The sequence below is a fragment of the Allobosea sp. 2RAB26 genome, from assembly GCF_052115465.1.
GTDB lineage: Bacteria > Pseudomonadota > Alphaproteobacteria > Rhizobiales > Beijerinckiaceae > Allobosea.
On record NZ_JBFRGS010000010.1, the window covers coordinates 167,466 to 184,550 of the forward strand.

The 17,085-nt window shown below is 65.1% G+C and carries 17 protein-coding genes; 8 read left to right on the forward strand and 9 right to left on the reverse strand.

Features of this window, described 5'->3' with window-relative positions:
• Positions 1-99 precede the first annotated feature (99 nt).
• Entirely contained in the window at positions 100-1,272 is a 1,173-nt protein-coding gene (locus AB4118_RS20645; RefSeq protein ID WP_441491505.1) for an alpha/beta fold hydrolase, read from the forward strand.
• Positions 1,273-1,425: 153 nt separating this feature from the next.
• Here the strand turns inward: AB4118_RS20645 and AB4118_RS20650 are convergent, their stop codons facing one another.
• Positions 1,426-1,833 (reverse strand): flagellar assembly protein FliX, encoded by a 408-nt coding sequence (locus tag AB4118_RS20650; RefSeq protein WP_441491506.1) that lies wholly within the window; start codon positions 1,831-1,833, stop codon positions 1,426-1,428.
• A 227-nt stretch (positions 1,834-2,060) separates the two neighbouring features.
• Between AB4118_RS20650 and AB4118_RS20655 the strand changes: the two genes are divergently transcribed.
• Genes AB4118_RS20655 through AB4118_RS20665 form a run of 3 tightly spaced genes read left to right on the forward strand, consistent with a single transcriptional unit; the run spans position 2,061 to position 4,037 of the window.
• A complete protein-coding gene (locus AB4118_RS20655) occupies positions 2,061-3,194 on the forward strand; it encodes a flagellar basal body P-ring protein FlgI (protein WP_043237642.1) in 1,134 nt (377 codons plus the stop codon).
• Positions 3,194-3,562 carry a rod-binding protein gene (locus tag AB4118_RS20660; protein ID WP_441491507.1) on the forward strand — a complete coding sequence of 123 codons (369 nt, stop codon included), beginning with the start codon at positions 3,194-3,196 and terminating at the stop codon, positions 3,560-3,562. The genes AB4118_RS20655 and AB4118_RS20660 overlap by 1 nt, the downstream gene beginning before the upstream one ends.
• Positions 3,549-4,037, forward strand: a complete 489-nt coding sequence (locus AB4118_RS20665; protein WP_441491508.1) for a hypothetical protein — start codon at positions 3,549-3,551, stop codon at positions 4,035-4,037. Before AB4118_RS20660 ends, AB4118_RS20665 begins: the two co-directional genes overlap by 14 nt.
• Positions 4,038-4,133: 96 nt before the next feature.
• Here the strand turns inward: AB4118_RS20665 and AB4118_RS20670 are convergent, their stop codons facing one another.
• Positions 4,134-4,790, reverse strand: a complete 657-nt coding sequence (locus AB4118_RS20670) for a hypothetical protein (protein WP_441491509.1) — start codon at positions 4,788-4,790, stop codon at positions 4,134-4,136.
• A 145-nt stretch (positions 4,791-4,935) separates the two neighbouring features.
• Between AB4118_RS20670 and AB4118_RS20675 the strand changes: the two genes are divergently transcribed.
• The 4 genes from AB4118_RS20675 (at position 4,936) to flaF (ending at position 8,562) form a co-directional block, all read left to right on the forward strand.
• Positions 4,936-6,240 (forward strand): flagellin N-terminal helical domain-containing protein, encoded by a 1,305-nt coding sequence (locus tag AB4118_RS20675; RefSeq protein WP_441491510.1) that lies wholly within the window; start codon positions 4,936-4,938, stop codon positions 6,238-6,240.
• A 223-nt stretch (positions 6,241-6,463) separates the two neighbouring features.
• Positions 6,464-7,774, forward strand: coding sequence for a flagellin N-terminal helical domain-containing protein (locus AB4118_RS20680; protein WP_441491511.1), 1,311 nt, complete (start codon positions 6,464-6,466; stop codon positions 7,772-7,774).
• Between the two features lie 40 nt (positions 7,775-7,814).
• Positions 7,815-8,207, forward strand: coding sequence for a flagellar biosynthesis repressor FlbT (gene flbT, locus AB4118_RS20685; RefSeq protein ID WP_441491512.1), 393 nt, complete (start codon positions 7,815-7,817; stop codon positions 8,205-8,207).
• Positions 8,191-8,562 carry a flagellar biosynthesis regulator FlaF gene (gene flaF, locus AB4118_RS20690; RefSeq protein WP_441491513.1) on the forward strand — a complete coding sequence of 124 codons (372 nt, stop codon included), beginning with the start codon at positions 8,191-8,193 and terminating at the stop codon, positions 8,560-8,562. The genes flbT and flaF overlap by 17 nt, the downstream gene beginning before the upstream one ends.
• Positions 8,563-8,658: 96 nt before the next feature.
• Here the strand turns inward: flaF and AB4118_RS20695 are convergent, their stop codons facing one another.
• The 7 genes from AB4118_RS20695 to AB4118_RS20725 form a co-directional block, all read right to left on the reverse strand.
• Positions 8,659-10,176: a flagellar biosynthesis protein FlgL gene (locus tag AB4118_RS20695; RefSeq protein ID WP_441491514.1), complete on the reverse strand. Its 1,518-nt coding sequence runs from the start codon at positions 10,174-10,176 to the stop codon at positions 8,659-8,661.
• Between the two features lie 11 nt (positions 10,177-10,187).
• The gene (flgK, locus tag AB4118_RS20700) at positions 10,188-12,062 is read right to left on the reverse strand and encodes a flagellar hook-associated protein FlgK (protein WP_441491515.1); all 1,875 of its coding nucleotides are present in this window, start codon (positions 12,060-12,062) and stop codon (positions 10,188-10,190) included.
• Between the two features lie 71 nt (positions 12,063-12,133).
• Positions 12,134-13,549: a flagellar hook protein FlgE gene (locus tag AB4118_RS20705; RefSeq protein WP_441491516.1), complete on the reverse strand. Its 1,416-nt coding sequence runs from the start codon at positions 13,547-13,549 to the stop codon at positions 12,134-12,136.
• 219 nt (positions 13,550-13,768) lie between these two features.
• Positions 13,769-14,770, reverse strand: coding sequence for a YcjF family protein (locus tag AB4118_RS20710; RefSeq protein WP_441491517.1), 1,002 nt, complete (start codon positions 14,768-14,770; stop codon positions 13,769-13,771).
• Positions 14,771-14,787: 17 nt separating this feature from the next.
• Positions 14,788-16,236, reverse strand: coding sequence for a YcjX family GTP-binding protein (locus AB4118_RS20715; protein WP_441491518.1), 1,449 nt, complete (start codon positions 16,234-16,236; stop codon positions 14,788-14,790).
• Positions 16,237-16,261: 25 nt separating this feature from the next.
• Positions 16,262-16,789: a SixA phosphatase family protein gene (locus AB4118_RS20720; RefSeq protein ID WP_441491519.1), complete on the reverse strand. Its 528-nt coding sequence runs from the start codon at positions 16,787-16,789 to the stop codon at positions 16,262-16,264.
• Positions 16,790-16,841: 52 nt separating this feature from the next.
• Positions 16,842-17,078 carry a helix-turn-helix domain-containing protein gene (locus tag AB4118_RS20725; RefSeq protein ID WP_441491520.1) on the reverse strand — a complete coding sequence of 79 codons (237 nt, stop codon included), beginning with the start codon at positions 17,076-17,078 and terminating at the stop codon, positions 16,842-16,844.
• Positions 17,079-17,085 lie beyond the last annotated feature (7 nt).

Consider the following 17,085-nt stretch of genomic DNA (forward strand, 5'->3'; position numbering starts at 1 on the left):
GACACGCGTCGGTTCGGCAGCACGGACGAATCCTAAACGGTCTCTCGGCTAGTTCCGGTCAAACCGACCGAAGCCTATGCCACCTCTGGAGAACCGTTCATGCGCGCCGTCCTCGCCCTGCTGATGTGGATGTCGGCGGCCGGCCTCCCCTCGCCAGCCGACGCGCAATCGGACTTCTATACGGCGACGTCTGCCGAGATCGCCGGAGGGCGCCCCGGAACGCTGATCCGGACCGAGATTCTGAACGGAACGCCCGAGGGCGCCAGCGCCTACCGGATGCTCTATCGCTCGGTCGGCCTCGACGGGCGGCCGATCGCCGTGTCCGGTGTTGCGATCGTCCCGCCCGGCCCCGGTCCGGCCGAGGGACGCCCCGTCGTCGCCTGGGCGCACCCGACGACCGGGGTCCAGCCGCAATGCGGACCGTCGCGCTCCGGCGGTATCTTCCAATCCATTCAGGGCCTGCGTCCGATGCTCGCGCGTGGCTACATCGTCACGGCGACGGACTATCCGGGCCTGGGCGCACCGGGGGTCCATCCTTATCTGGTCGGCGCCAGCGCGGCCCGCTCCGTAATCGACTCGGTGCGCGCAGCCGGCCAGCTCCCCAATGCCTCCGCCGGGCGGCGCTTCACCGTCTGGGGCCACTCCCAGGGTGGGCACGCGGCGCTGTTCACCGGCATCCTGGCGAAGCGCCTGGCGCCCGAACTCGACCTCGTCGGTGTCGCCGCCGCAGCGCCTGCGACCGAACTCGCCACATTGCTGTCCGACGACATCGACACGGATGGCGGCCGGAACCTGACGGCAATGACCCTGTGGTCCTGGACGCGTGTCTACAAGGCGCCCCTGAACAAGATCGTGAGTTCGGGCGCGATTCCGGTGGTCGATCAGTTGGCCGCAGATTGCCTGGAGAGCCTGACGGACATCTTCAGCAGGCTGCGCCCGACCAAGGCGCTGGAGCGCCGCTTCCTCGTCGACAACGCCTTTGCTGAGCAGCAGCCTTGGCGCGCGCTTCTCAGCCGCAATACCCCCGGTCTCCTGCCGCGCAGCGTCCCGGTCTATATCGCGCAGGGCACGAGCGACACGCTCGTCCGGCCCCAGGTGACACGCGACTACGCAGACAAGCTTTGTCGCGCCGGCAGCGCGGTGCAATTCGATGCGTTGCCGGGCGTCGGCCATCTCCTGGCTGCGCGAGACAGCGCCGACGCGGCGATCGCCTGGATGGATCAGCGCTTCAAGGGCGTGACGCCGCCGAGCGTTTGCGCCCTGTCGCAGTAAGGGTCTCGCTGCAACCGCTCGGTCCTGATCGGACCGGCGGCAGGTTCGAAGGCCATTGCATCGGCCGGAAAAGTGGATTGCGGCTTTCGGGAAGGCCGATGCAAACACAAAGGGTTAGATCATCGGACCGGATACGATTTCTGGTCCGAGGATCTAACGCCCGAGCTTGGCGAGCTCGACCGCCGCCCGCAGCTCGATATGAGCCAGCACATCGTCGAGGCGCGGATCATCGGTGGTCTCGCGCCGCAACGAGAGCGTCGTCTTGAGGCGTTCCAGCTCGGCGATCTGGACGCGGCCGGAGAGGAGCGCAGCCTTCAGCCTGTCGAGCCCGTCGAGCAGGTCATGCCCGCGCCGTGCCTGACGCTTCTTGCGCTCCTGCGCATCGCCTTCGGCCTGGACCGCGAGCAGGAGATCGAGCGACCCCGCATTGCTGACCGTGCTGCCCTGTGCCGCCGTCGCGGATTCGCGGCCGGGCAAAGAGAACGACGCCGCGCCGGCCCGCCGGGTCTGGCTGGCCGAGCCTGCCCCGATAACGGGCGTGCGCGGGTCGATACGGATCATGACGGCCTCGGTTGACGATGCGCCAAGCCTTGGACCCGCATGGTTAACAAGCGGTAAATCGCCCGGCAAAAACTGCCGATCCGGCAGGAACGACATAGCGACAACGGCAAGCGCCAGACAGAGCCTACCTCACAACAGGCTGGCAAATAAGGGTTTTCATGAAATCGGCAGTTGGCACGCCCCTCGCAAGGCATGAGCCGCTACTGTCTCATTCCCGCCGGTGCCCTATGGTTCGCCTGCCCTCCCTGAAACGCCTTGTGACGCCGCTGGCCGCGCTGCTGGCCATCGGCCTGTCCTGGGCGGCCGAGCCGGCGCAGGCGCTCTCCCGCATCAAGGATCTCGCCGCCGTCGAAGGCGTGCGCAGCAACCAGATCCTCGGCTATGGCATCGTCGTCGGCCTCAATGGCACCGGCGACACGCTGAACAATACGCCCTTCACCAAGCAGTCGCTGCAGGCGATGCTGGAGCGGCTCGGCGTCAATACGCGCGGCGCCAATATGCGCACCGCCAATGTCGCCGCCGTGATGGTGACCGCGAACCTGCCGCCCTTCGCCACCCAGGGCACGCGCCTCGATGTCACGGTCTCGGCACTGGGTGACTCCAAGTCGCTTCAGGGCGGCACCCTGCTCGCAACGCCGCTGCTCGGCGCCGATGGCGAGGTCTACGCCGTCTCGCAGGGGCCGGTCGCAATCTCCGGCTTCTCGGCCGAGGGCGACGCCGCCAAGATCACTCGCGGCGTGCCGACGGTCGGCCGCATCGCCAATGGCGGCCTGGTCGAACGCGAGATCGACTTCGCGCTGAACAAGCTGAAGACGCTGCGGCTGTCGCTGCGCAACCCGGACTTCACGACGGCGCGCCGCGTCGCCGCTGCGATCAATGATTTCCTCGGCGGCGATGCGGCAGAGCCGACCGATCCCTCGACTGTCGTGCTGCAGATCCCCCCGCGCTTCCAGGGCAACATGATCCGCATGCTGACCGAGATCGAACAGCTGCGGGTCGAGCCCGACCAGCTCGCCCGCATCGTCATCGACGAACGCTCCGGCATCATCGTCATGGGCAAGGACGTCCGCGTCTCCACCGTCGCCGTCGCGCAGGGCAACCTGACCGTGACGATCAGCGAGCAGCCGGAAGTCAGCCAGCCCGAGCCTTTCGCCCGCGGCCGCACCACCGTCGTGCCCCGCACCAACGTCAAGGTCGACACCGAAGGCGGCAACAAGCTCGCCCTCGTCAAGGAGAGCGTGACGCTCGCCGAGCTCGTCGACGGACTGAACGCCCTCGGAATCGGCCCGCGCGACATGATCTCCATCCTTCAGGCGATCAAGGCCGCCGGCGCCCTCCAGGCAGAAATCGAGGTGATGTAATGACCGCCGCACTCGCCCTCCCCGCTGCGAAACTGGCGCTCGGCGTTGCCGGAAGCCTCGTCAGCGGCCTGGCAAACGCTCTCGATCCCGCCAAGGCGAAGGCCAAGAAGCAGGCCGACGAGTTCGAGACCGTCTTCCTCGAACAGGTCACGGACAAACTGATGGCCTCCAGCGAGACCGAGGGACCGCTCGGCGAGAACGGCACCGGCGGTGGCGTCTATCGCTCGATGCTGACCCAGGAATATGCCCGCAATCTGCAGCGCGCCGGTGGCATCGGCCTGTCCGATCCGATCATGCGCAGCCTGCTGCAGGTTCAGGAACAGGCCACCGCGGCGATGACTACCGGAGCTGCACGTGTCGCTGGCTAGGCGTGTACTGGACGAGCGGCCGCGGATCGCAAGCGCTCTCGAAGCGCAGGCGCTGATCGAAGCCGTGCTGGAGACGCTCGGGGCCCTGTCCCATGTCGTTGGCGAGGAAACCGAACTGGTCCGCGCCGGCAAATTGTCGGACGCAATGGAACGCGAACCGCGAAAGACCGAGCTTGCCGGCATCTATATGCGCGGCGTCGAGCAGGTGAAGCTGAATGCGGTGGCATTGGCGCGCTTCGTCCCCGATCAGGTCAAGCGCCTGAAGGCCGCCCATGTCGCATTCCAGGACCTGATCGAGATCAACCAGATCGTGCTTGCCACCGCGCGAGCCGTCTCGGAATCGATCGTCCGCGATCTCGCCTCCGAGGCAAACCGTCCGATGCGGGCCGCCGGCTACGGACCGACGGCAACTGTGGGAGCCGGCGCCTTTGTCCGCCCGAACTCCGGGCCGCTCGTGATCTCCCGCAGTCTCTGAGCCACGGGGAGCCAGCGTGCCAGGGGGGAGGCGGCGGCTGCCACGGCAATCGTCAAAATTTACCTAATCTCCTTACGGAAGATTCAATCTTCGCGGTCATTGTCGATATGATGCGAAGGGTGCGGCTTGTCCGCGCCTTTCGTGCGACGGCCGCGAGGGGCGGCCGTTATCCGACTCCAGAAGGAGTGAGCGATGGATTTCGGGGCCTCGACGAGGGCGACAGCGGTCGGCGCCTATCACGTGACCGCCAGAAGCGATGCCGCCGCAACCAAGGGAAGCATCCCGGTCGAACTGCCGCCAGCGCAAACCGTCCAGTCGGCAGGGGCGGGCGAAGCCGTCCAGCTCGACCTGCAGGCCCGTTCCGAACAGGCCCGTCGCGATGATGCTGCCGCGAAGCGGAGCGCGATGCTCGACGATCAGTCCGCGCGCCAACGCGAAAGAGATCTGCGCGACGTCATTGAGCGGCGCCTCGTGATCGACCCCCGCTCCCGAACGGTCATCCTTCAGAAGAAAAACAAGGCAACGGGCGAGACGATTTCGCAACTGCCGGATGAAGCGATCTTGAGATTGCGCATCTATTCGCGGGAACTCGCCGAACGTTCCCGACAATCGGACCAGACGGCTGTCAGGCATTATGTCGAGCGAACCGCCTGACGCGCAGCCGCGTTTCTTCCCGTTTGCAAATCGCCGCCCGCTCATGCGGGCGGTCTGCGTTTGGAGCCAGCGAAGCCTGATCAGGCTCTTATCAAGCACTTAACCATGCCGCGGCTTTGCCCAATCTCGCGGCAATTCGATCGGTGAAATTTACCACTCGTTACGGGTTGGCGACCGAGTGTCCTCCGGTCGCGGCCAGAAGGCCACGGCGCCAGAAGGCACCATCCCAGAAGGGTATTCTACAATGGCTACCGTTTCCGTTTCTGCCGGCGTCCGCGCCGCGCTCGGCTCGCTCGGCTCCACCAAGACCGAAGCCCAGCAGGCCCAGTATCGCCTCGCCACCGGCAAGAAGGTCAACTCGGCCGTCGATAGCCCGGTCAACTTCTTCACCGCCGCCAGCCTGAACGATCGCGCCGGCCAGTTCACCGGCCTGCTCGACGGCATCTCCAACGGCATCCAAACGATCCAGGCGGCCTCGAAGGGCATCGACTCTATCACCAAACTGGTTGCGTCGCTGCAGTCGACGGTCAAACAGGCACAGAACGAAGCCGCGGCAAACCGCCCTACGGTCGCAGGCACAGTGGCTCTGGGCAAGGCCTCCGAAGCAACCGCGACCAACAGCACGATCCGCGACGTGGCGCTGAACAAGGTGCTTGTGGGCACTGCGGCCGATGCGTCGGCGACCGATCCCGGCAAGCTAGGTATGGCAGCTGGTTCGACGACAATCCGCCTGACGTCGGCCAGCGCGACACCGGTCACCTATGACATCTCCATCAGCGCGACGACCACCGTCCGCGACCTTGTCGAGAACATCAACAAGTCGGGCATCGCGACCGCTTCGGTCGGCAATGACGGCAAGCTTTCCGTCATCGGAACCGGTTCAGACGCCCTGTCGGTCCAGGCTGGCGCGGTCGCTGGCGCGCCGCCTGTTTTCACAGCTGGTGCAGCAACCGAGAACGAGCTGCTCTTCGGCACCGGCACCGTCACCGCCGCTGTGACGAAGGCCGGCTCCTCCGCCACCCGCACCTCGCTGGTCGCGCAGTTCAACGACCTGCGCGATCAGATCGATGCGCTCGCCAAGGATTCCGGCTTCAACGGCATCAACCTGCTTGGCGGCGATAAGCTCTCGATCACGCTGAACGAGAAGACGGGCAGCAACAAGAACAAGATCGACGTGCAGGGCGATCTGTTGACGTCGGAATCGCTGGGTATCGGCAAGGCCAACGACCTCAAGACGTCGATCGCCGGCGAATTCAGCCTGCAGAACGACAATGACCTCGCCAAGGCAGCCGATTCTCTGACCAACTCTCTGTCATCGCTGCGGGCCACGTCGTCTTCACTGGGCTCCAAGCTTCAGGTCGTTCAGACTCGCCAGGACTTCAGCAAGGACCTGATCAACACGCTGACCCAGGGTGCCGACAACCTCGTCCTCGCTGATACCAACGAGGAAGGCGCCAAGCTGCTCGCTCTGCAGACCCGCCAGCAGCTCTCGCAGACCGCCCTCACCCTGTCGAACCAGGCTGACCAGGCCGTCCTGCGGATGTTCTGATCCTTCGTCCGCAGAAGCGGGCTTGCCCACAGAATGTGGGCCGAAGACAACAAGCGGCGGGGCGCGAGCCCCGCCGTTCTTTTTTGCAGTCGCCCTATCGTCGCGGATCGGGCCCGCAAAGCACCGGTTTTAGCGGAATTAACGGAATATTATCCTTAACGAGGAATTGTCGGGTCCACAGCAAAACCGGAGCAGCGCAGAATCGCGCTTTCAGGGGACCACGATGGCCAACACGATCCTTTCCAGCGGCGTCCGCAACAACCTCCTGACGCTTCAGCAGACGACCGCGCAGCAAAGTGTCATTCAGAATCGCCTCGCCACGGGCAAAAAGGTCAACTCGGCCATCGATAATCCGGTCAACTACTTCACTTCGTTTAATCTGAACGATCGTGGTGAGCAGTTGACGGGCTTGCTGGACGGCATTTCGAACGGCATCCAGACCATCACGGCCGCATCCAAGGGCATCGACTCGATCACCAAGCTGGTTTCATCGCTGCAGTCCACCGTCAAACAGGCTCAGAACGAGGCCGCTGCAAACCGTCCGACGGTCGCCGGCACATTGGCCCTCGGCAAAGCCTCTGAGGCAACCGCGACGAACAGCACGATCCGCGACGTGGCGCTAAGCAAGCTGGTTCAGGGCGCAGTATCCGATGCAACGGCGGCTCTGCCAGGTAACGCCGGGTTGGCTGCTGGTTCGACGACGATCCGCCTGACATCGGCCAGCCCGACCCCCATCACTTACGACATCACCATCGGCGCAACGACCACCGTCCGCGATCTTGTCGAGAACATCAACAAGTCAGGCATCGCGACCGCTTCGGTCGGTAATGACGGCAAGCTTTCCGTCATTGGAACCGGCTCGGACGCCTTGTCGGTCGAGGCTGGCTCAATCGCGGCAGGCCCGCCGCCTGTCTTCACGGCTGCTGCTGCAGCTCAGAACGAGCTGCTCTTCGGCACTGGCACCGTCACCACCGCTGTGACCAAAGCCGGTTCCTCAGCCACGCGTACCTCGCTGGTCCAGCAGTTTAACGACCTTCGCGATCAGATCGATGCCCTCGCCAAGGACGCCAGCTTCAACGGCATCAACCTGCTCGGCGGCGACCGGCTCTCGATCACGCTCAACGAGAAGACTGGAAGCAACAAGAACAAGATCGACGTGCAGGGCGATATGTTGACAGCAGAATCGCTGGGTATCGGCAAGGCCAACAATCTCAAGGTTTCGATCGCGGGCGAATTCAGCCTGCAGAATGACAATGATCTCAACAAGGCGGCAGATGCCTTGACGAACGCAATCTCATCGCTTCGAGCTACCTCGTCGTCTTTGGGGTCGAAGCTGGCCGTGGTGCAGACCCGTCAGGATTTCACCAAGGAACTGGTCAACACGCTCACGATCGGTGCAGACAAGTTGGTCGCTGCCGATCCGAACGAGGAAGGTGCCAGCCTGCTCGCGCTGAACACCCGCCAGCAGCTCTCGCAGACCGCACTCTCGCTGGCCAACCAGGCGGACCAGGGCGTGCTCCGGCTCTTCGGCTGATCACCCCCTCCCCTCCCAAACGCCAGAAGGCAGGATCGTCATGGCTCTCAAAGTCGAGCTCAAGCCAAACGAGCGCATCATCATCGGCCAGGTGGTGATCCGCAACGACGAGCAGCGCACGCGCTTCTTCATCGAAGGCGAAGCGCCGATCCTGCGCGAGAAGGATATTCTCACCGCCGCCAGCGCCGACAGCCCGGCGAAGAAGATCTATCTTGCCATCCAGCTGATGTATCTGGCGCAGGACCCGACGCATGAACACGAGACCTATTTCGCACTCGTGCGCGATTTCATGAAGGCGGCTCCGAGTTCCCTGCCGCATATGACCGAGATCAATAACCGCATTTTAAGCGGCGATCTGTACAAAGCACTCAAGGCAGCCAAGCAGCTGATCGCCTACGAAGCGGAACTCATCGAGAATGCAACACGGGTTTAACGCGTATGCCTCTGCCGCCAAGACTGCCCAGTCTGCCGTCTCCCCTCGCGAGCTCGAAGCCTCTCTGCTCCTGAAAGCCGCCGTCCGGCTTCAGTCCGTCGCCGACGACTGGTTCAACCGCCAGCGCGAACTCGATGAGGCCCTGAACTACAACCGCAAGCTCTGGACCCTGCTGGTCTCGGCCGTGATCGCCGAGGACAATCCGCTGCCGGTCGAGATCAAGCGCAACATCCTTGGCCTCGCCAATTTCATCTTCAACCAGACCTTCCGCATCGCGGCCAATCCGGCTCCGGAAGCACTCGCCGCCCTCATCAACATCAACCGCGACATCGCCGCCGGCCTGCGCGGGCGCTGACCCGGCGACCCTCGCGCGCCGACATCGACCCAACCTTCAAACGAAAACGGCGCCAGGTTATGGCGCCGTTTTCGTTTGGACCACGCCTCGACCGGGTCAGATATAGTTCGTCAAGGTGAGCTTTGAGAGGATCGCGGTCGTCTGGTAGCTCGCCTGTAGCCGCGTCTGTAGTGCCAGGATCTGCGTCGCCACCTCTTCGGTGGTGACCTCTTCGACCCCGGCGAGGGTCGTCGTCAGATAATTCTGGGTAGCGGTGTGGCGCTCTTTGGCGCTTGCCATCGCCTTCTGGGCTGTCCCGAGCTCGACGATGATCTCGGCCGGCTTCTGCACGCCGTTGGCGTAGCCGATCGTGTTGTTGACGCGCTCGGCCAGGGCCTCGTAGCGCCCCCTTGAGTTGGGATCTCCAGCGGGGAACGTCTCGGCAGCGAACACCGCAAACTGCGCCAGCCCCACCTTGAAGGCTTCCTCATTGGCGCGGGCGCCGATGCCGATGGTCTCGGTCTGATCGACCTGCACCGTCGCCGTCGCGCGCGCCGAGCCCGGTGCATCATCGCCCTGATACCAGATCACCGTATTCGCCGCAGTCCCCGGCGCAGGCGCAGCCGTCGCGGTGGCAAAGGGTGGACCTGGCACCCGCACCGGCGGGTTGCTCGGACTGCCGTCGAAGAAGTTTTTGGCCGCGACCTGGGCTGACGAGGCCGAGAGCGTGGTCTGGGCCTCCTTGCCGAACGCGGCCGAGACCGATGCGCGCAGATTGGCAGCCGTGGCATTGACGTCGGCGCCGATCTCGAACGTATCCGCCGCGTTGCCACTGGTCCCGGATGCACGCGCCGTCAGGACGATCTCCTTCTGGGTGCCATCGGGCAGATCGACCTTGAAGCGCAGCGTGTCGCCGGGTTGCGGCTGGGCCGCGACATTCACGGAGATATCGGCCGGCGGGCCCGCGGTATAGGTCGGGACCAGTCCTGCCGATGTCGTGGTGGCGGACTTCAGCTTGAAGCCGTAATTGGGATTGCCAGCCTCTTCCGCGATTGTCGCCGTCGTGCCGGCACCACCCGCCGTGAGCCGTCCGAGCCCGGTCAGGCCGAGATCGGCCTCCTTGCGCTCGGCGATCAGCTGCTTCAGCCCGGCGCGGCCGGCGCCGTCCCCATCCATGATCAGGGAATAGCTGACCACCGGCTCGGTATCCGAGGTCCGCCCCGAGAACAGATAGCGCCCGCCGACATTGGTGTTGAGCAGGTCAAGCGTCTGCTTGAATTTCTCTTCGGCCAGCAACTGCGGCGCCGTACGGCCGCTGGCACTCTCGACATAGCTGCCGGAGCGCGCATCATTCTTGGTCTCGGCCGTCATCTTCGCAAAATTCTCGACTGCCTTGGTCGAGAGCTTGAGATTGACGTCGGCAAGCTGGATTCCGGAGAGCCAGGAATCGAGCGTGGCCTTCTTGGCGTTGAGGTCGAGGCTGGTGCGCCGATCGATACCGAGATCACCATAGCTGGTGACCTTCTTGCCCGTGTCGAGCTGGCGCTGAAGATCATCGAACTTCGCCCGGGTCGAAACGAATTCGCTCGGCCTGGCCGCGCGATAGGCTCCGGTGCCATAGGAGGTAATCGTCATGATGGCGTCCCTCAGACTCTCATCAGCATGTCCATCATCTCCTTCACGGTGGAGATGATGCGGGCATTGGCGGCATAGGCGTTCTGCAGCTCGATCAGCGTCGCCATTTCCTGATCGACATTGACCTGCGAGGTCTCGGCGAAGCGGCTCTGCACCGAGGCAAGCGCCACCTGCTGGCCTTCATCGAGGCGCTTGGCGTTCTCGACCGCCTGCCCCTGCGAGGCGACGACGCGCTGCACGAAGTTCGAGACGGTGATGTTGGAGGTCGCCGTCGAGCCGTCGAGCGAGACCGCGTTGGTGACGCTTCGCAGGCCCTTGGTCAGCCGGTCGAGCAGCATCTGCGGCCGGGTGGCGTCACCCTGCGGCGTCGCCGGCGTGGTGTTGAAGACGACCAGCTTCGAGCGGTCCGCGATCAGGCCAGGATTGATCGTGATGCGGCCGGCAAAACCCAGCGCCTGGGACTTGCCCTCGAACGAGCCGGTATAGGCGCCGTTGCCGTTCCCGGCATCGACGAAGAAGGGCAGTTCGGGCGATCCACCGGCCCCGGACAGGCTGGTAGCGGTCGGTCGCGCGGTCAGGCCGAGCACATCGCGGGTATTGCCCGCGCCGTCGTCGACGATGCGCAGCATCGAACCGGTGTTGGAGACTGTGAACCCGCCGCCGATCGCAGCCTGGATCTGGGTTGCGACCGAAGCCGGCCCGCCTGAGAAATCAATGCCGACCACGGTGTTGTTGGCATCGCCGCTGGCCGATGCCGGCAGCGGCAGCGATGCACCGGATTCCACGCGCACGAAGGTGAAACGCCGCGTCGCGCCACCGGGAGTGACCTGGTAGTCGAGCGTTACGCTGTTGCCGGACTGAAGCCCGGCGAGGTCGACATCGAAGCCTGAGGCCGCGCCTGCGGTGACGGCCGTTCCGGCGATCTCCCGATCGGACAAGGCGCTCGAGAGCTGCGCCGCCATCTCGTCGAGCTGGGCCTGCATTTGCACCAGCGTCTTGTCGCGGAGCTCGAGATTGGCCGCGATCTCGCCCGACCGGAACACCTTGTTGGCGATCGCGTCGATCTGGTTGCCGGAATTGTCGGTCATCGTGATGGTGCCGACACCGCGCGTCGCCGCGTTGGGGCTCCATTGCGATTCCGGGCCAAGCGCCGAGCGCCCGTCGAAGCTGAACTTTACCGCCGGGCGGCCGTCGAAGATCTGGGCACCGGATCCAGTGACGATGCTGAGCGAGCCGCGCGCATCCTCGCTGGTCTTGATGTCCATGTATTGCGAGAGTTCGGAGACGATCCGGTCGCGCTGGTCCTTCAGGCCGGCTGTCGCCTGGTCGCTCTGCCCCTGCACGATCCGCGCATTGACGCTGGTCAGCGAGTCCAGCAGCTGGTTGATCTGGTTGACGGCACCGCCGATCTTCGTCTCGGCCTGGGTGCGCTCAGCCTGAACACCGGCGGACAGCCCGTTCAGGCGGTTCGCGAGTTGACTGGCCGCGTCGAGCACGGCCGTGCGGTTGGTATAGGATGACGGGTCGTTCTTCAGCGCCTGGAGAGAGGTGGTGAAGGAGCTGTAGACAGAATCGAGCGCCGTCGCGCTTCCCGGCGCGCCGAACAGCTTGTCGAGATTCGAGAGCGCATCCGCCCGTGTCGAAGTGTAGGCGGCGCCGGCACTTTCCTGCCAGAGCTGATGCTGGACGATCTTGTCGAGCAGGCGCTGAACGGCCGTGCTCGACGTGCCGATCGTCGCGCCACTGAGCGTATCGGAGGTGCTGACGACGCGCCGGACATAGCCGGCAACGCCGGCATTGGCGACATTCTGCGAAACGACGCCGATACCGGTCTGCGTGACATGCAGCCCAGAAATCGCGGTGCCCAGGGAAGTGCTCAGACCCATCGTCAACTCCTGCCGTCACCGGCGATCCTCCTGGACCGCCCGGAACCGCCTCAGCCGGCGGTCAAAGCCGCTCAGCGGATGATGCTGAACACGTCGCGCAGCATTTCCTGCGCAGTGCTGATCACCTTGGTGTTGGCCGAATAGGCCTGCTGGGTGACGATCATCTTCGAGAACTCGTCGGCGATGTCGGTGTTGGATTGCTCGACATTGCCGCCGATGAGCTGCGACGTACCCAGACCGATGATCGGCGGGCCGGATTCGATCGTTTCCTCGAAGGCGCCACCGTCGAGGCGCTTCAGGGCGTTGCCGGCATTGAAGCGGGCCACAGAAAGCTGGGCCATCGCGACGACCTGACCGTTGCTGAACGTGCCGATCACCTGGCCTTCGGCCGAAACCGAGACGCGGTCGAGCGTGCCGGCTGTGTAGCCGTCCTGGCGGATGCTGCGCGCGTCGATCTGGCCGCTGACATCGCCATTCTGGGTCAGGCCATTGCCGCCGGTCGTGAGATTGATGCCGGAGATCGCCGTGCCCGCGATCGTCATGCTCGGCAGCGTGATATTGCCGCCGGCAGGGCTCGTCATCTGGCCGGTGGGGCCAAAGGTGATGTCGACATTGGCATTGCGATAGGCCACGGCGCCGCCGGTCGCTCCGGTATTCTCGGCGACGAAGAGGTTCCATGTGTCGACGGTCGCCGGAACGGCCGGCGGCCCCACCTGGGCCGGCGCCGCATTCGTGGTCTTGGCCCAGCGCAGTTCGACGCTCGTCGCCTTGCCGAGCGCGTCATAGACGGTGACGGAGCCGCCCGCGATGGAATCACTCAGGAACCGAGTGACGTCGGCGCCGGTCACGAGGCCGGTCCCGCCGGCGGTCGTGGACAGCGGATTGGAGGTGTAGCCCGTGGCCTTCAGCAACTCGGAACCCGGAACTGTGGTCTTGGCGTTCGTCGTGCCGGGAAAGGCCGGGATATTGGCGCGATACTCGATCGAGGTCGTCGCCTTGGCCGGGAACTGTTCCTTGGTGATGCGCAGCACTTCTGGCTGGGTGCCGACCAACTGGCCCGTGACGGCGTCGATCTTCAGTCCCTTCAGATAGTAGCCCGCGCCATTCACCAGATAGCCATTGGCATCGAAATCGAAATCGCCGCGGCGGGTATAGAGATTGCTGTTGGTGAACTGGGTATTGGCGCCGAGGCCGCTCTGGCGCTGGTCGACGACGAAGAAGCCATCGCCGTTGATCGCGACATTGGTGTCGATTCGCGTGGCCTGGAGGTCGCCCTGGATCGTGTTGGTCGCGCGGCTATAGGCCGCGACCGACCCCGCGATTTGGCGATTGAGAGCCGAATCCGGAACGAGATCCGAAAACGTCGTATCGACACGCTTGAAGCCGGCCGTCCTCGAATTCGCGATGTTGCCTGAGATATTCTCGAGCGCATAGGACTGCGCCTGCATGCCCGAAACTGCCGTCGTCAGCGCGCTGAAGACACCCATGATACCCTCGCCTCAACCCTGGCACCCGGATGGGCGCCCAATACGTCGAGGCAGCCACTGCACGGCCCGTGCCATGCAGGAGAATTCTATTTTTCAATCACTTGGATGGTTTCGAAACCGTATCGCGGCGAATTCCGCCCGGCAGTTTCCGTGCCGGCCGGCAAATTTTGCCGAGCCCCAAGATCTTGCCGAGCCCCAAGATCTTGCCGAGCCCGAAGGTCAGCTGGAAGCCGTGCCGCGCCAGGACGGAAGGTCGCTTGCCACATCCGACAGGGTGGGTGGCTTGGCTTCGATGAATGGCAGAGGCCGGCAGACGGCAAGCGCAGCGAGCCCGACGCGCGCCGTCAGCAGGCCATTGAGCACGCCCTCCCCGAGCTTGGCCGAAAGCCGAGCGGCGAGCCCCTGCCCGACGACCTGCTGGACCAGCGCGTCACCGGCCGCGATGCCGCCTGTCACGACCAGGTGGCCGAGCACCTGCCGCGCCAGACGCAGCAGGCCCAGCGTCCCGGGGCGGCCGGCATAGATGCCGGCGATCGCCCGCAGCAATCTCGCGCAGGCCACAAGCACGAAGACGATATCGATCAGGGCCCGCGGGCTGACGGCCGTGACCAGCGAGACCCGGCGCGCGGCCAGCGCGATCTGCGCCTGCGCCGCGGCGTCGAGCGGCGTCATCAGGCTCCGCTCTGCGACGGTCAGAACGTCATGCGGCGCAAAGAGCTGGGGCAGGCTGTCCGCCAGCTCTGCCCGGCTCTTTGCAGTCTCCGGTCGCGTCGCATAGAGGCGCTGAAGTTCGCCGGTGATCGCCTTGGCTTCGTCGAGACTGCCACCGGCAAGCACCGCCGTGGCACGCAGCCGCAACGACTCGACGCGCCGCTCGCGCAGGATGTCGCGCAGAACCTTGCCCAGCATCACCAGAAGGGCGAGCACGGCGAGCGCCGCCGAGGCCAATGCCGCATAGCCCAGGACCGGGCTCTCATTCATCAGCGAGGTGATGGTCCGCTCGGCCCAGACGCCGATCGAGAGTGTCAGGAAGGCGGACAGGCCCGCAACGAACACGCTGCCCCAGCTGAAGCCCTTTCGGCTCGCCACCGGGACGACGGCCGGCTCGACCGGGTCGAGCGGTTCGCTTTCGGGCAGGACCGCGACACCCGTCGTCATGCGTGGAGCGTCCTCGCCCGGCACGGTGGCATCGAGACGAACGGCGCGGGGAGCCTTGTTCATGGATCTGCCTCCCTCCGTCACGCCAGCTTGTCACCGATCAGGAATTCGAGCGCACGGTCGAGGCGAATCTGCGGCGGAGGCTGGCTCCGCCCTCCCGCATCCGGCAGCACCAGCGGCGGCCTGAAGCGTGGCGCCCTCACCTGCCAGGACTGCGCCTTCGGATCGAAGATCGCCTCGGGACGCTCGGGCAGTTCACCCGGGAAGATCGCCGCTTCGGCGATGCCGTCGAATACCTCGTCGCCGACCCTTTCGCCCGCCTCCGGAACGCCCGCAATCGCCGGCAGATCCTCGCGTCCCTGCTTGATCCTGACCTCCCTCGTCGCCCGCACCGCAGCCAGCGCCATCGCCTCGACCTTGGCGCCGGCGCCTTGCGCCCGTGCGGCCGCCCGCGCCACGAGATGAGACATCACTGCTGCCAGCCGGTCATGGCTGGTGTGGTGGATATGGTCGGCTTTCGTCGCAGCGAAGAGGACGCGCTCGATGCGTGGCGCGAACAGGCTCGTCAGCCAGGAGTTGCGACCGACGGAAAATGCCGTGAGGGCCTGGCCCAACGCCGTTTCAAGATCGGCGAGCGCCGGTGGACCGGCATCGAGCGCCGCCAATGTATCGACCAGCACGATCTGCCGGTCCAGGCGGGCGAAATGATCACGGAAGAACGGCGTCACCACGACGCGCTTATAGGCCTCGTAGCGATCCGCCATCAGCCCCGCGAGCGTGCCTGGCGCGACCTCGGTATCGGGAGCGAAGTCGAGCGGCGCGAAGGTCAGCGCCGGTGAACCTTCGAGGTCACCGGGCATCAGGAATCGCCCGGGCGGGGTCACGGCGACAGCCTCCGGATCGGCGCGCAGCCTCGCAAGATAGGCCTTAAACAGATCGCTCGCGAGTTCCGCGGCCAGTTCATCAGGAGGCCCCGACGGATCGCGGACAGCGAGGCCATCGAGCCAGGGCTTGGCCGAACCGATCCGGTGAGGCTTGCGCGCATCCACGATCGCCTGCCGCGACCACGTCTTGTAGTCGACGCCGATCAGCGCGAGATCGAGCAGCCATTCGCCGGGATAGTCGACGATATCCAGTGTCAGCGTCGCCGGCCCCTTGAACCAGCCGGCCGCTCGCTCGTAGTCGATCTCGACCCGCAGCTCCGCAATGCGTCGGGTCGACTCGGGCCAGCGCCGGTCGGGACCTGACAGGGCGGCGCGGTGAGCCTCATAGGGAAAACGCGGTATATCGGGATCCGGCTGGGGCACCAGCCGTACGCGCGTGATCCGTCCATCTGCCGCCGCCTTGAGCACCGGCAGCCTGGCGCCCTCGATGAGATTCTGGATCAGCGCCGTGGTGAAGACAGTCTTGCCCGAGCGCGACAGCCCGGTGACACCCAGGCGCAGGCGCGGCCGGGCAAGTCCGAGCAGGCTGTCACCGAAGGCCAGCGCGGCATTGCGCGCCTCGTCGAGATAGGAGGGGGAGCTCATGTGGCGAGGAACGGAGCAGGTCCGCTCATTCGTCCGGCCCTTCGCCCAGCGAGGCGGGCGTCACGAAACGATCGAGCCGCCCGCCGCGCGGTGCGACATCGCGCCAGTCTTCGACGGCGAAATCAAGCACGGCAAGCCCGCAGGTCGGGTATTTCTGTGCCATTCGCGCCGCCGCATAACGGTCGCCATGGCCGGTCAACTTTGCGGCCAATTCCTCAAAGCCGGGATTATGCCCGATCATCAGGAGCGTGCGGACATTGGCTTCCGTGTCATGGACGACCTGCAGCAATCGCTCGGGCTTGGCCTCGTAGATGCGTGGTTCGAGATGGCTCCCGGGGCGCTCCGGCAGCATCGGCCCGACCAGCTCCCAGGTTTCGGTTGTCCGTCGTGCTGGCGAGACCAGCACGAGATCGGGCAGCAGCATCTCCTCTGCCAGATAGCGCCCCATGACAGGGGCTGCTTCGCGGCCCCTGACCGCTAGTGGTCGCTCCCGATCGGTGAGACCGGTGGACCAGCTCGACTTGGCGTGGCGGAGAAGCAGAAGGCGCAGCATAATCAGAACCTAACCATCTGCTTCGGGTTTTGCGAGAGGCCGCGCACGACTCTCAAGCCTCTGCGCCCCCACCCTCCTCCTCTTCGCCCGACTCGTAGCGCAGCAGGTCGCCGGGCTGGCATTGGAGCGTGTCGCAGATGCGCGAAAGCGTATCGAAACGCATGCCACGGACCTTCCCGGACTTGAGCTGAGACACCTGCTGCTCGGTCAGGCCGATGCGCTGGGCAAGTTCCTTCGAGCGCATCTTTCGACGCGCCAGCATGACATCGAGTTCGACGATGATCGGCATCGCCCTG